Raw genomic sequence first — 13,870 nt, forward strand, 5'->3', positions numbered from 1 at the left:
GTGAAATAAATTCTAATTTTTGTTAATGTATTGTATTTATTGGAATTTTTATTAAATATCGAGCTTGAAAAAATGTAAAATGTTATTGTATTACTATACTTGTATTAATATTTAAAATGATAAAAAATTACAGTTTTTAGGGGGGGAATATTATTATGGAGTGGAAACGTTCCATATGCTTTTTAGCTATATTTTCTTTTATTTTTTCCTCAAGTACATCCGCCCAAGCAAATATTGTGGAACCAGTTTTAAAAAATGTACGAAGTTATAAAATTTATTATGGTGAAGCAAATGAGCAAGTAATTGAGGGACTTTCAAAGTATGACATGGTCATTATAGAGCCATATGCATTTTCGAAAGAGCAAGTTCAGCAATTAAAAAAATCAGGAACAGTAGTCCTTGGGTATGTTAGTGTTTTAGAATTAGAATCGTGGCATAAATCGCAAGTAGTTGAATCAGACTATTATTATCGAGACGGTAAGAAAATGAAGATTGAGCAGTGGGATACATATATTATGAATTTAGCTGATGAACATTACCGGCGGATTGTTGTAAATAAAGTGAAACAGCAAGTTATTGGAAAAGGAATAGAAGGTGTGTTTTTAGATACCGCTGGTGATATTGACGACTATTTTTATGATCAGCCAGTTACACAAGGGAAATTTCGCGAAGCATATGTAAATTTATTAAAAGAAATAAAAGGTGTTGATTCTGATTTACTTCTTATACAGAATTGGGGATTTGACACAATCAAAAATACATCCTTGAATTTTATACATGGTGTATTGTGGGAGGACTTCAATAAACAAGTTATTACGAAAGATGAATGGAGTCAAAATTGGATGCGCTATTTTAAACAACAAAGTAATAAGATTGTAACGTTTACCGTTACTCCAAATACCGTATCTAAAAAATATAGTTCTATAAATGGATTTATTCCTACAATTAATCCGAATGATATTTATGATAAATAGCAATTATTAGGGATGAGAAACTATCAATATTGACTATGAAAGTTTAGGTCAGTATACGATTATCTTATAAAGATGAATGTATTACTGACTAGCTCATTTTATAATATTCCATGTTAGAAATTAGTAGAAAAAGATAGAAAAAGTGCATTATCCTATTAATTTTTATAGAAATAAAAAACGTAATATTTAAAATAACATCAATACTTGTGTCATGGTTAGAGTACGTTTATAATCAAGGAATCCTATTAATGTTCTGATAGGGTTATTTATGATTGAAAGCGTTTTAAATTTGGTGTTCTTCAAGGTAGGAAGTCTGACCTATTTGGATTAAAAATTATGTATGTAGTTTTAAATAGGAAGAAAAATAATAAAGAATCACTTTATATTGTGGGGAGGTTAAAAGTGTGAAAGGGAAAGACTTTCACACGAATACATATGGGTTACGTAGGATTATTACTTTCGGGTGCAGCTTTATTTTTAAATAGTCTTGTTATATTAGGAAAAGCAGAGATGAAAAGTGCAGGTGTTTTTAATTTATTTGTGGGTGCACTACAAATTATTATCCCGTTCTATTTAATCATGATTTCTGATCAAAGTAATTGGACGGTATATTCATATGCAGCTACTTTCTTATTCGGATTAACCTATTTATATGTAGGTGTTACTTTTATAAAAGGAATGGATAGTAGCGGTTTAGGTTGGTTCTGCATTTGGGTAGCAATTATTGCTTTATTCTATATGGTTGTTTCATTTGTTCAATTCCACGATGTTGTGAATGCGTTAACGTGGTTTATGTGGGCATTACTTTGGTATTTATTCTTTGTATTAAATACACAAAAAAAGAACATCAATCAATATCTTGGAAGGATTGCCTTCGTACAATCATGGGTAACATTGACGTTACCTTCACTCTTTTATTTTATGGGAGTATGGGGAGAGGGATTCGTATATGAATTATGGGTTTATGTATCTGTAATTTCTATTTTATACTTCTGTTATTGTATTTATAAATATCGAGTACGTTAATATATTTTTTGTAGAAAAGCATGGAATCGTTAAACGAGTTCCATGCTTTTTATATGTTAGCATTTATAATAGAGAGGTAGTATTTTACAATTTATCGAAATGGGGATGATAAAGTTGAAAAAAGTATTAGTGCTAGGGGGAACTAGATTTTTTGGTAAACATTTAGTAAAAGCACTTTTGCAAGATGGGCACGATGTAACGATTGCGACGAGAGGAATTACGGGAGATTTTTTGGGGAGTAGAGTAAAAAGACTTATTGTAGATAGAGAAGATGAAAAACAACTAACAGAGCGTCTAGCAGATAAAAGTTATGATATTGTATACGATAATTTATGCTATAGCTCGAATGCAGCGAAGATAATATGTGAAGTGTTACGAGGGAAAACGAAGAAATACGTTATGACATCTTCAATGGCTGTCTATGAACCAACACTAAGTTTATCAGAAGAGAACTTCAATCCGTACGAGTATGCAATTGCGTATGGAGATAGGAATGACTTCAATTATGGTGAAGGAAAGAGATTAGCCGAAGCAGTTGTATTTCAACAAGCAACATTTCCAGTTGTTGCAGTTCGTTTTCCAGTTGTTATTGGAGAAAACGATTATACGAAAAGGTTACAATTTTACGTTGAACATATTGTGAGAGAAGAACCTGTCGCAGTGAATGATCTAGATGGAAAATTGTCGTTTATACATGAAGAAGAAGCCGGGGAATTTTTAGCTTGGTGTGGGATGAAAGACATAGAAGGGCCAATTAATGCTTGTAGCAACGGGGTAGTTTCTACTCGGGAAATTATTCATTTTATAGAAGAAAATACGGGAATAAAATCACTCATTCAAGAAGTAGGAGATCATGTAGCACCTTATAATGAATTGACTAATTGTACATTACATAATGGAAAAGCTAATGAATTAGGATTCCCGTTCCGAGGGTTGAAAATAGAAATAGAAAAAGTATTATGTTATTACATACATGCAATGAAATGATCATAAATCCCCCGGTGGCAATCCGGGGGATTCTGGAGGATTTCGACAATACTAATTTTACATTACCAAATTTACCTTATACGCACGACTAATGTTTTTGTGATTGAATTGCTTGTAAATATTTTTCATTTACCCGGTCCCAGTTCACTGTATGCCACCAGTTGGTAACAAATTCTGGGCGACGATTTTGGTACTTTAAATAATAGGCATGTTCCCATACATCAATGACAAGTAATGGAATTTTGCCTTCTTGCAAAGGTGTATCTTGATTAGGTGTACTCATTACAGTAAGTTCTTCACCATCAAGGACAAGCCATCCATAACCACTTCCAAAACGGCTAATTGCTGCTTTAGACAGTTGATCTTTTAAGTTGTCAAAGGTATTGAAATAATAGTCAATTACTTTTGCAACGTCTCCATTAGGCTCGCCGCCACCCCGTGGGCTCATTACTTCCCAAAAAAGACTATGACAATAATGTCCACCACCGTTATTTCTGACAGCTGTAACAATTTCCTTTGGTAAAGCTTCTAAATTACATAGTAACTCTTCTAAAGATTTATTGTGTAATTCCGAATAGTTTTCTAATGCGGCATTCAAATTATTTACGTATGTCGCATGGTGCTTTCCATGATGAATAGAAAGTGTATTGCTATCGATATATGGCTCTAGTTCATCATAGTCATATGAAAGCTTTGGCAATTGAAATGAAGACATGACATTTCCTCCTTTCTCTCTAAAAGTTGGTCTGGGTAAAAATAATTTACCTGAGTAAAAAATACACCTATTTTTCATGAAAGTCAATAGTAATCTCTTAATTTTCTGAAAGATAGTACAATAAAAGTAACACTTCGACTTTCGTTTGTGACTCTTATTCTTTTTGCTTATACTGTAAAGTAGTAACGTTTTGTTGAAATAGAAGGAGATCGCTTATGAGTAAAACGAAGCAATTAATAGAGGAAGCGAGTCATTTTATTACGATTTGCTATAAAGAGCTTAATAAAGAACAATTCATAGAAGAACGCATGAAAGAAATTCGAGTTGAAATAGAGAAGACGGGGACGTATGAACATACATTTGAAGAACTTGTTCACGGATCGCGAATGGCATGGCGCAATAGTAATCGATGTATCGGAAGACTATTTTGGAGTAAGATGCACATATTAGATGCACGTGAAGTAAATGATGAGGAAGGTGTATATAATGCATTAATTCATCATATTCAATATGCAACGAACAACGGAAAAGTGAAACCGACCATTACAATTTTTAAGCAATATCAAGGTGAAGAAAATAATATACGAATTTATAATCACCAATTGATTCGGTATGCAGGATATAAAACAGAAATGGGAGTGATTGGTGACTCTCATTCCGCTGTGTTTACAGATTTTTGTCAAGAACTTGGCTGGCAAGGAGAAGGTACGAATTTCGATGTATTGCCACTTGTGTTTTCTATAGATGGAAAAGCGCCGATATATAAAGAAATTCCGAAAGAAGAAGTAAAAGAGGTGCCAATTGAACACCCAGAATACCCAATTTCGTCACTTGGAGTAAAATGGTACGGGGTTCCAATGATTTCAGATATGCGCTTAGAAATTGGCGGTATTTCCTATACAGCAGCTCCGTTTAATGGATGGTATATGGGAACAGAGATTGGGGCACGTAACTTAGCGGATCATGATCGCTATAATTTACTTCCAGCAGTTGCGGAAATGATGGATTTGGATACATCAAGAAACGGTACGTTATGGAAAGATAAGGCATTAGTTGAATTAAACGTGGCTGTTTTACATTCCTTTAAAAAACAAGGAGTCAGTATTGTTGATCATCATACTGCGGCGCAACAATTTCAGCAATTTGAGAAGCAAGAAGCTGCTTCCGGTCGTGTTGTAACGGGCAATTGGGTGTGGCTCATTCCGCCGTTATCTCCAGCTACCACTCATATTTATCATAAACCGTATCCGAATGAAATTTTGAAGCCGAATTTTTTTCATAAATAGTTTGTAGTATAGGGCATTTTCTGTAAAAATATAATTTTTTTAACTACTGTTACGTAGCAAATGGAAGCCTTTACCCTCGGTTATTTTTGGAAGGAGCTTTTTGAACCAAGGAGTTCCTTATGTTATAATCAAATTTCTGTTTCGAAGACCTTATAGAAATATAAGGTCTTTTATTTTGCTTTTTTATGTAAGAGGAATAGAAATTTTCTTTTAAATAAGGGATTTAGCATATTTTTAGGGACAACATAAGTGTGTAGGAAATAGATAAATTATTATGCTTATATAATCATTGTGTTTTGGGTGTAAACAATAAAACATAATAAAGTTGTTTTTTTAGATTGCTGAGGAAGGAGTGAATCGGCTACACTAAGTTGGACAGATACTATAAGGGCTAGTAGACTTAACATACTAACCTAAGGGAGCGTGCTACTATGTCACGTCAACGTCGAACTTTTACACCAGAATTTAAACTTCAATTAGTAAAGCTATATGGAAATGGAAAGTCCCGTGCAGATATCTGTCGAGAATATGAAATAACGCCTTCTGCGTTGGATCGCTGGATTAAGAATCATCAAGAAACTGGGACATTTACTGCTAAAGAAAATCGGACAGAAGAAGAAAATGAGTTAATCAGATTACGTAAAGAAAATCAACGTTTAATGATGGAGAATGACATTTTAAAGCAAGCAGCGCTGATCATGGGACGAAAATAGATGTGATCCGAAATAACACTCACAAATATTCAGTATCAGCAATGTGTAACGTCCTTAACATCGCCAAAAGTACCTACTACTATCACGCCAAGCCGCGTGAACAAGACGCACATGAAAAAGAAGACGTTGAGCTTTCCAACGAAATAGAACGACTCTTTAAAGAAAGCCGTAGTAACTATGGTACTCGTAAACTCAAAGTAGAATTAAAGAAACAGAAGATGGTCGTTTCTAGACGTCGAATCGGTCGAATTATGAAACAATTAGGACTTGTATCAAATTATACGGTGTCACAATACAAGCCGTATAAACAAACCTGTAATGAAGCACCAATCAAAAATGAGTTACAACGTCAGTTTAAACAAGAAGAGCAATTAGCTGTAGTTGTCAGTGATTTAACATACGTCCGTGTTGAAAAAAAATGGCACTATGTATGCTTATTTGTGGACCTTTTCAACCGAGAAATTATAGGTTACAGTGCTGGTCCAAATAAGACAGCAGACCTTGTGTATAAAGCATTAGCGAGTATTAAAGGAAATTTACATAACATCAAGATGTTTCATACAGACCGAGGAAAAGAGTTTGATAATAAACTGATTTCAGAGGCTTTAGAAACATTCAGAATTCAACGATCATTAAGTATGAAGGGCTGCCCCTACGATAACGCTGTGGCCGAAGCGATGTTCAAAGTGTTTAAAACAGAATTCGCAAACGGAGCACACTTCGCTTCTCTTGAACAGCTCGCTCTTGAACTTGATGATTATGTTCATTGGTTTAACAACATTCGAATTCACGGAACACTAGGCTATTTAACGCCAGTGGAATATAAGAAACAGACCTTATAAAAATTGTCCAGTCTAGTGTTGACATTCCATCTTAAATAAAAATTATGTAGAGGGAGTCATTAATAGCAGTTTTGCAACTTCAATTAAATATTTTGGTGCCTTCTGGCAAGTTTTATTAATTGGTACATTTATTGTTGCAATGTGTATGGCATTCTCGAAATATGGAAGAGTTAAACTTGGGGGATTAGAAAAACCTGAGATTAGTACGGCAAAGTGGCTTGCTATTATTATGTCGACATTACTTGCCGGAGGTGGCGTTTTTTGGGCAGCTGCAGAGCCAATGTACCACTTGATGACGGTGCCGCCGATACATGAAGGTATTTCTGCTGGAACGAAAGAAGCAGTAATGCCTGCTTTAGCACAAAGTTATATGCATTGGGGTTTCTTGGCTTGGACGATTTTAGGTACAATCAGTGCGGTAGTTATGATGTATGGGCATTATCATAAAGGTATGCCGTTAAAACCTCGAACGCTTTTATATCCTATTTTTGGTGAGAAATTGCGAAAGAGTTTGCTTGGAACAATGATTGATGCATTTGCCATTATTGCGGTAGCTGCAGGGACGATTGGACCAATCGGATTTTTAGGCTTACAAGCAAGTTATGGCCTACAAGCATTGTTTAATATTCCTGATGTTTTTACTACTCAATTAGCAATTATTATTTGTGTAGTTGCGGTTTCTACTATATCTGCAGTAACAGGAATTAATAAAGGGATTCAAATTATAAGCGATTTAAATGTTAAATTAGCGATTTTATTAATGGTATTTGTATTATTATGTGGACCAGGTGGATTTATTATTGATTCGTTTGTATCTTCGTTTGGATTTTATATAAATGAATTTATTCCAATGAGCACATACCGCGGTGATACAGGTTGGTTAGGATCGTGGACAATCTTTTTCTGGGGATGGTTTATTGGATATGGACCGATGATGGCAATTTTAGTGAGCCGCATTTCAAGAGGAAGAACAATTCGAGAAATCATCGTTGCAATTGGAATTATTGCACCTATTATTACAACGTTTTGGTTTACTATACTAGGGGGATCAGGTGTGTTTTATGAGTTAATGAATCCTGGTTCTATATCGACCGCATTAAGTGCATCTGGTATGCCAGCTGCTATGATTGCAATTACAGACCAACTGCCACTCTCTCATATTATTGGACCGGCATTTCTTTTATTAACAATTTTATTTGTAGTGACAACAGGAGATTCAATGGCCTATTCGATTTCGATGGCAGTGACTGGAGACGGAGATCCTAGAATTAGCTTACGAATTTTTTGGTCGCTTATTATGGGAGCAGTTGCGGCAATTCTTTTATACATGGGTGAGGGAAGTATTAATGCATTGCAATCATTCATCGTAGTAACAGCTGTCCCAGTATCCGTTCTGTTGTTCCCAATGCTATGGCTAGCGCCTAAAGTGGCAGGGGAACTAGCATTAAAACAAGGTATTGTAAAAGAAGAAGAGCAAACTTCTTTCTTGTTCCAAAAAGCTAGTAGATCAAAATAAATAATTGTATATTTTATATTAAAAGAGGAAGCATTTCATTAGAGATGCTTCCTCTTTGCTATTTATATAACTATCTTTCTTGAAGGAAGATCGTACACTGTGTAGTTTCAATCTATTCTAATACTTTATCCTTCGTCTCTGGGACAAATAATAGCATTGTAACTAAACCGATTGGATAGATAATGAAGATAAGAGATAATGCTCCCATTACATTACCACCTGCAGCAAGTAATCCGATAATAACAGGTCCAAAGCCAGCTAAACCACGTCCAGTACCGAAAATAAAGTTTTCTGCTGTAGAACGAGCCTCAGCGGGATAGTTTTCAGCTAAAATTGCTCCGAATCCTCCCATCATGCCATTTGCAAAGAATCCAAGCAATGCACTTCCCCATAGCAATAATGTTGAATCTGTGAATAAGAAGAAGTAAATGAGACAGTATATAGTACCACCAACATAATAGATTGTAAAAGTTTTACGGCGACCAATTTTATCGGCTAGAATACCAAAAGTTGCAATTCCAATGAGCATGCCAATCGTAGAGATGAACATCCAACCGCTCGCTTTTGCTAATGTGTAGTTATATTTATTCGCCAAAATAGTTGGCATCCATGTAAAGATTCCATAGTATCCGAAGTTCTGGATGAATGACATAATAATAAGACCAATTGTTGTTAGCGTTACTTTTTTATTTGCAAATAGCTTTCGAAGTGGGAACTTTTTCATTTGCTTTAATTGCTCTGCCTCAGTAGTTGTTAAATTACCTTCAGCTTCTTTTTGTAACAATTCTTTTTTGTATCGTTGTTTTTGTTCCCATATTTTCGGTTCACTTAAACTTTTTCGGACATAGACAGCTAGTAGTGCGGGAATGAGTCCAAATAAGAAAACGGCTCTCCATCCAAAGTGTGGAACGATAAATGCTGGTAGGAGTGAAGCGACTAGTACGCCGAATTGCCATCCAAGTGCCACAACGGATGTTGCCTTTGCGCGCATTTCTTTCGACCATGTTTCAGTTACGATGGCCATCCCAATTCCGAATTCACCACCAACTCCCATTCCTACTAAAAAGCGAAGAATTAATAATTGCCAATAATCTGTTGCGAAATAAATAAGTGCTGTCGCGAGTGAAAATAGTAAGATTGTGAAGGCCATCGTACGGATACGCCCAAATAAATCAGCAATAAATCCAAATAAATAAGACCCAATTAGCATTCCTATTGTAGTAGCTAAAGTTAAGTTCCCACCTTCAACAGGGCTTAAATGAAATTCTTTTAAAATGTAGACGAGTACGAAAGATAAGAGCAACATATCTAAGCCTTCTGCTGCATATCCTAGCGCAGCCCCAAATAGTGTTTTATATCTTTTCTCTTTCGTCTCCTCTGTTGTTGATTGTACATCAGTAGTGACGTTCATCATTATTCCTCCTTATTTTCTTCTACAGTCGCTATGGAAGAATAACAAAAGGCCTTCTCACCTGATATGATGAGAAGGCCAAAAAAGCATACGTATTCCTAGAAAAGAACATACGTATATTGTATTCCGACTTCCTTCTCAACCTCACGGGGTTGGGTTAAAGGACTGTATTATATTACTTTATTTTTAGCACTCTTCTATTAGATTGTCAAATAAAGAGGGAATTGTTATGTGTAAAATATTGCAAAAGATATTTCGTTCTTCTTGACGCCCACTTCACTATTTTCCGATAATAAAACTAACTACTATAAAAGGGAATGAATCACAGATGCTAAATTTAGTACTTATGATGATTGAACGCGTCGGACTTATTGTTATTTTAGGATTTTTACTTTCGCATATTAAAACATTCAGGCGTCTTCTTCATAAGCAAGATGGTTATGTAGATAAGCTTAAGCTTATTTGTATTTTTTCGGTGTTTACAATTGTAAGCAATTACACTGGGATTGAAATAGCGGGTAATACGATTATGAATGAAAATTGGCTACAGGGTGTTTCTTCATCGAGCACAATCGCGAATACACGTATTATGGGTGTTGGAATTAGTGGATTGCTTGGCGGACCTATCGTTGGAATTGGAGTAGGATCGATTGCTGGTATTCACCGTTATATGCTTGGCGGGACGACTGCACTAAGTTGTGCAATCTCTTCAATTTTAGCGGGGGTTATAACAGGTTATATTGGATACATTTTCAAAAAGTATAATCGTACAATTACGCCTAAATTTTCAGCGGTTTTAAGTGTGTTTATCGTTTCTTTAGAAATGATTATGATCTTATTAATTGTAGAGGATGGAATGAGTATTGTGAAAACAATTGCGATACCAATGATCCTTGTAAATAGCTTTGGAAGTTTTATTTTACTTTCTATGATACAAGCTATTTTGCGCCAGGAAGAGAATGCAAAGGCACTTCAGACTCATAAGGTATTACGTATTGCAGATAAAACGTTACCGTATTTTCGCCAAGGCTTAACAGAAGAATCGTGTAAGCATGTGGCACAAATTATTCACCGTTTTACAGGAACTGATGCGGTATCCTTAACAGATACAGAGAAAATATTAGCTCATGTTGGATTAGCATCAGATCACCATATTCCTTCACATAGTTTAATAACTGGTTTGTCGAAAGAAGTGTTACACACAGGAAAAATAATGAAAGCAAAATCACGTGAGGTCATTAATTGTCAACATGAAGGATGCCCTTTGCAAGCGGCGATTGTTATTCCACTCACTTCACATGGAAATACGATAGGGACATTAAAACTGTATTTCAAAAATCCTAACCAGTTAAGTCGTGTGGAAGAGGAATTAGCAGAAGGGTTAGCAAAAATATTCTCTACACAACTTGAATTAGGGGAAGCTGAGTTGCAAAGTAAATTATTGCAAGATGCGGAAATAAAGGCATTACAAGCACAAATTAACCCACACTTTTTATTTAATGCGATTAATACAGTATCAGCTTTATGCCGAACAGATGTAGAAAAAGCAAGGAAGTTATTATTACAGCTTAGTGTGTATTTCCGTTGTAATTTACAAGGGGCACGTCAGTTATTGATTCCACTAGAACAAGAATTAAACCATGTACAGGCATACTTATCGCTAGAACAAGCAAGGTTTCCAAATAAGTATGAAGTAAAGGTGTATATTGAGGATGAGCTAAAGACAACTTTAGTACCACCATTTGTTCTTCAACTATTGGTTGAAAATGCGTTGCGACACGCTTTCCCGAAGAAGCAACCAGTATGCGAAGTGGAAGTGCATGTTTTTGAAAAAGAGGGTATGGTTCATTTTGAAGTAAAAGATAATGGGCAAGGAATTGAGGAAGAACGTTTAGAACAATTAGGAAAGATGGTAGTTTCGTCCAAGAAAGGGACTGGAACAGCTTTATATAATATTAATGAACGTCTTATTGGGCTATTTGGAAAAGAAACGATGCTTCATATCGAAAGTAAATTAAACGAGGGGACAGAGATTACTTTTGTTATTCCAAAAAAAGTAGGGGAGGAAGAGCAGATTGTTAAAAGTACTAGTAGTTGATGATGAAATGTTAGCACGCGATGAACTAAAGTATTTATTAGAAAGAACGAAGGAAGTTGAGATAATTGGTGAGGCTGATTGTGTAGAGGACGCATTAGAAGAGCTAATGAAAAACAAACCAGATATTGTTTTCCTAGACATTCAGTTATCTGATGATAACGGATTTGAAATCGCGAATATATTAAAGAAGATGAAAAATCCACCTGCCATTGTATTTGCTACTGCATACGATCAGTATGCGCTGCAAGCATTTGAAGTAGATGCGTTAGACTATATTTTAAAGCCATTTGATGAAGAACGTATTGTACAAACATTAAAGAAGTATAAAAAACAAAAGCAGTCGCAAATAGAAACGAAGCAAGAAATAAAAGGGGCAGATGTAACGGCAGATATGCATAAATTAGCATTACCAATTGAAGAATCAATCGTACTTGTGAATATTGAAGATATTATATATGTAGGACTTGTGGATGGAAAAGTAACAGTAAAAACAATGAGGGACACATATATAACACACGATACACTTGTGATTTTGGAAAAGAAGTTGCCGCAAGCAAGTTTTATGCGTGTACATCGTAGCTTCATTGCAAATATTAATCATATTACTGAAATCCAGCCGTGGTTCAATTCTACTTATAATTTAATTATGAAAGAAGGATCAAAAGTACCTGTTAGTCGTACATATGCAAAAGAACTCAAGAAGCTGCTTCGTATTTAAGAAGCAGCTTTTGTATTTCATCCTTTTATATTTGTAACTGATTCTGTATATTTGACATTCTGTTATGTAAACGCTTACTAAGGCGATTATATCCTATACAATAAAGGTACCAAATCGAAAGAGGTGGCCAAAATGAGTACGAAAAAAGTATATAGTTTCTTATCACAAGCATTCATATTCTCAGCTATTATGTTAATTTCTAATATTATTGCAACACATTTACCAATTCCGATGCCTTCATCGGTAATCGGGTTAGTCATTTTATTTAGTCTATTATGTTTAAAGGTTATTAAATTGGAACAAGTTGAATCACTTGGAACAGCTTTAACAGGTATTATCGGATTCCTTTTCGTCCCATCAGGTATTTCGGTTATTAATTCTCTTGGTGTAATGGGACAATATTTTGTACAAATTTTAACTGTAATTGTTGTCGCAACAGTTATTTTACTCGCTGTAACAGGATTATTTGCACAATTTATTTTAGGAAAAGATAAAAAAGAAACAGAAGATACAAAAGAATTGAAAGTAGTAAATAAAGGACGCAAGCACGGAAAAGTTGCGTAACCATTTTAGTATATATTGTTAGGAGGGAATGAACATGGCAAGCACAATGACTCCATATTTCGGAATCGTCGTTTCATTAATCGCATACGGAATCGGAACATTATTATTCAAGCATTCAAAAGGGTTCTTCTTATTCACACCATTATTCGTAGCGATGGTATTAGGGATTGTCTTTTTAAAAGTAGGTAACTTTACATTCGAAGAATATAATACTGGTGGAAAAATGATTAGCTTTTTCTTAGAGCCAGCAACAATCGCGTTTGCAATTCCATTATATAAACAAGTGGATAAGTTGAAAAAATATTGGTGGCAAATTTTATCAGCTATCGTGGTTGGATCTATTTGTTCAGTAATTGTCGTGTTCATTGTTGCAAAAGCAATTGGCCTAGATACAGCAGTAATGAATTCAATGTTACCACAAGCGGCAACAACAGCAATTGCATTACCAATCTCTGAAAGTATTGGTGGTATACCAGCAATTACATCATTTGCAGTAATCTTTAACGCAGTCATCGTATACGCATTAGGAGCGTTATTCTTAAAAACATTTAGAGTGAAACATCCAATTGCAAAAGGTTTAGCACTTGGAACAGCAGGTCATGCATTAGGAGTGGCAGTAGGAATTGAAATGGGTGAAGTAGAGGCAGCTATGGCAAGTATTGCTGTAACAGTAGTTGGAGTTGTAACGGTAGTTGTCATACCGATGTTCATGCCATTCATTGGATAGTAAAACTTACTTAAAAAATGAGAAAAGCAAGCTATTTGTAGGACAGATTTCTACTGATAGCTTGCTTTTTATGTTACAGTAGTGGTAAGACCTATTGTGACAAAATGTAAGTTTCCTTAAATCTTCATTAATACTGTGTAGAATACGTTTTGAATTAGGTCATTGTATTGTAAAATAAGAAGTAAGCTACTATAGATCTGCTAAGGTAGGCGTATAATGAGCTTATAAAAATCTTAATATGAATGAATAATTAAAAGTAGAAAAGAGAGAAAAATCTACTTATTAACGTTTTA

11 protein-coding genes and 1 pseudogene are annotated in these 13,870 nt (G+C 35.0%); 10 read left to right on the forward strand and 2 right to left on the reverse strand.

Features of this window, described 5'->3' with window-relative positions:
- Window positions 1-155 precede the first annotated feature (155 nt).
- The 3 genes from QCI73_RS00300 to QCI73_RS00310 all read left to right on the forward strand — a co-directional run bounded on the left by QCI73_RS00300 (window position 156) and on the right by QCI73_RS00310 (window position 2,987).
- Window positions 156-974, forward strand: a complete 819-nt coding sequence (locus QCI73_RS00300; protein WP_353822330.1) for an endo alpha-1,4 polygalactosaminidase — start codon at window positions 156-158, stop codon at window positions 972-974.
- Window positions 975-1,409: 435 nt separating this feature from the next.
- On the forward strand, window positions 1,410-2,000 hold the full coding sequence (locus tag QCI73_RS00305; RefSeq protein WP_000542569.1) for an AmiS/UreI family transporter: 591 nt from the start codon (window positions 1,410-1,412) through the stop codon (window positions 1,998-2,000).
- Between the two features lie 105 nt (window positions 2,001-2,105).
- Window positions 2,106-2,987 carry an NAD-dependent epimerase/dehydratase family protein gene (locus tag QCI73_RS00310; RefSeq protein WP_353822331.1) on the forward strand — a complete coding sequence of 294 codons (882 nt, stop codon included), beginning with the start codon at window positions 2,106-2,108 and terminating at the stop codon, window positions 2,985-2,987.
- An 88-nt stretch (window positions 2,988-3,075) separates the two neighbouring features.
- On the opposite strand, the gene sodA is transcribed toward QCI73_RS00310, so the two are convergent.
- Window positions 3,076-3,702, reverse strand: a complete 627-nt coding sequence (gene sodA / locus QCI73_RS00315) for a superoxide dismutase [Mn] (protein ID WP_000094046.1) — start codon at window positions 3,700-3,702, stop codon at window positions 3,076-3,078.
- A gap of 215 nt (window positions 3,703-3,917) precedes the next feature.
- Here sodA and QCI73_RS00320 point away from each other — a divergent pair, with 215 nt between their 5' ends.
- From QCI73_RS00320 to QCI73_RS00330, 3 genes and pseudogenes are all read left to right on the forward strand, one after another.
- The gene (locus tag QCI73_RS00320) at window positions 3,918-4,988 is read left to right on the forward strand and encodes a nitric oxide synthase oxygenase (RefSeq protein WP_262724332.1); all 1,071 of its coding nucleotides are present in this window, start codon (window positions 3,918-3,920) and stop codon (window positions 4,986-4,988) included.
- 431 nt (window positions 4,989-5,419) lie between these two features.
- A protein-coding gene (locus QCI73_RS00325) for an IS3 family transposase (RefSeq protein ID WP_085964333.1) occupies window positions 5,420-6,543 on the forward strand; the annotation gives its coding sequence in 2 pieces (ribosomal slippage) (window positions 5,420-5,666 and window positions 5,666-6,543; 1,125 coding nt in all).
- A 31-nt stretch (window positions 6,544-6,574) separates the two neighbouring features.
- Window positions 6,575-8,059, forward strand: a pseudogene (locus tag QCI73_RS00330) (BCCT family transporter); the annotation flags it as partial.
- A 112-nt stretch (window positions 8,060-8,171) separates the two neighbouring features.
- Here QCI73_RS00330 and QCI73_RS00335 read toward each other — a convergent pair.
- Window positions 8,172-9,470 (reverse strand): MFS transporter, encoded by a 1,299-nt coding sequence (locus QCI73_RS00335; protein WP_353822332.1) that lies wholly within the window; start codon window positions 9,468-9,470, stop codon window positions 8,172-8,174.
- 328 nt (window positions 9,471-9,798) lie between these two features.
- Here QCI73_RS00335 and lytS point away from each other — a divergent pair, with 328 nt between their 5' ends.
- From lytS to lrgB, 4 genes are all read left to right on the forward strand, one after another.
- Window positions 9,799-11,568, forward strand: coding sequence for a two-component system sensor histidine kinase LytS (gene lytS, locus QCI73_RS00340; RefSeq protein ID WP_000933577.1), 1,770 nt, complete (start codon window positions 9,799-9,801; stop codon window positions 11,566-11,568).
- Window positions 11,546-12,286 (forward strand): LytR/AlgR family response regulator transcription factor, encoded by a 741-nt coding sequence (locus QCI73_RS00345; protein ID WP_000921833.1) that lies wholly within the window; start codon window positions 11,546-11,548, stop codon window positions 12,284-12,286. Before lytS ends, QCI73_RS00345 begins: the two co-directional genes overlap by 23 nt.
- Window positions 12,287-12,418: 132 nt before the next feature.
- Window positions 12,419-12,850: an antiholin-like murein hydrolase modulator LrgA gene (gene lrgA, locus QCI73_RS00350; protein ID WP_000104902.1), complete on the forward strand. Its 432-nt coding sequence runs from the start codon at window positions 12,419-12,421 to the stop codon at window positions 12,848-12,850.
- 34 nt (window positions 12,851-12,884) lie between these two features.
- Entirely contained in the window at window positions 12,885-13,577 is a 693-nt protein-coding gene (gene lrgB / locus QCI73_RS00355; protein WP_000168869.1) for an antiholin-like protein LrgB, read from the forward strand.
- Window positions 13,578-13,870: the final 293 nt, after the last annotated feature.

It is taken from the genome of Bacillus cereus group sp. MG16, from assembly GCF_040459875.1.
GTDB classification, from domain to species: domain Bacteria; phylum Bacillota; class Bacilli; order Bacillales; family Bacillaceae_G; genus Bacillus_A; species Bacillus_A paranthracis.

Coding starts and splice junctions, on each gene's coding strand:
- QCI73_RS00300 (WP_353822330.1), top strand. CDS start 156: ATGGAGTGGAAACGTTCCATATGCTTTTTAGCTATATTTTCTTTTATT.
- QCI73_RS00305 (WP_000542569.1), top strand. CDS start 1,410: ATGGGTTACGTAGGATTATTACTTTCGGGTGCAGCTTTATTTTTAAAT.
- QCI73_RS00310 (WP_353822331.1), top strand. CDS start 2,106: ATGATAAAGTTGAAAAAAGTATTAGTGCTAGGGGGAACTAGATTTTTT.
- sodA (WP_000094046.1), bottom strand. CDS start 3,702: ATGTCTTCATTTCAATTGCCAAAGCTTTCATATGACTATGATGAACTA.
- QCI73_RS00320 (WP_262724332.1), top strand. CDS start 3,918: ATGAGTAAAACGAAGCAATTAATAGAGGAAGCGAGTCATTTTATTACG.
- QCI73_RS00335 (WP_353822332.1), bottom strand. CDS start 9,470: ATGAACGTCACTACTGATGTACAATCAACAACAGAGGAGACGAAAGAG.
- lytS (WP_000933577.1), top strand. CDS start 9,799: ATGCTAAATTTAGTACTTATGATGATTGAACGCGTCGGACTTATTGTT.
- lrgA (WP_000104902.1), top strand. CDS start 12,419: ATGAGTACGAAAAAAGTATATAGTTTCTTATCACAAGCATTCATATTC.
- lrgB (WP_000168869.1), top strand. CDS start 12,885: ATGGCAAGCACAATGACTCCATATTTCGGAATCGTCGTTTCATTAATC.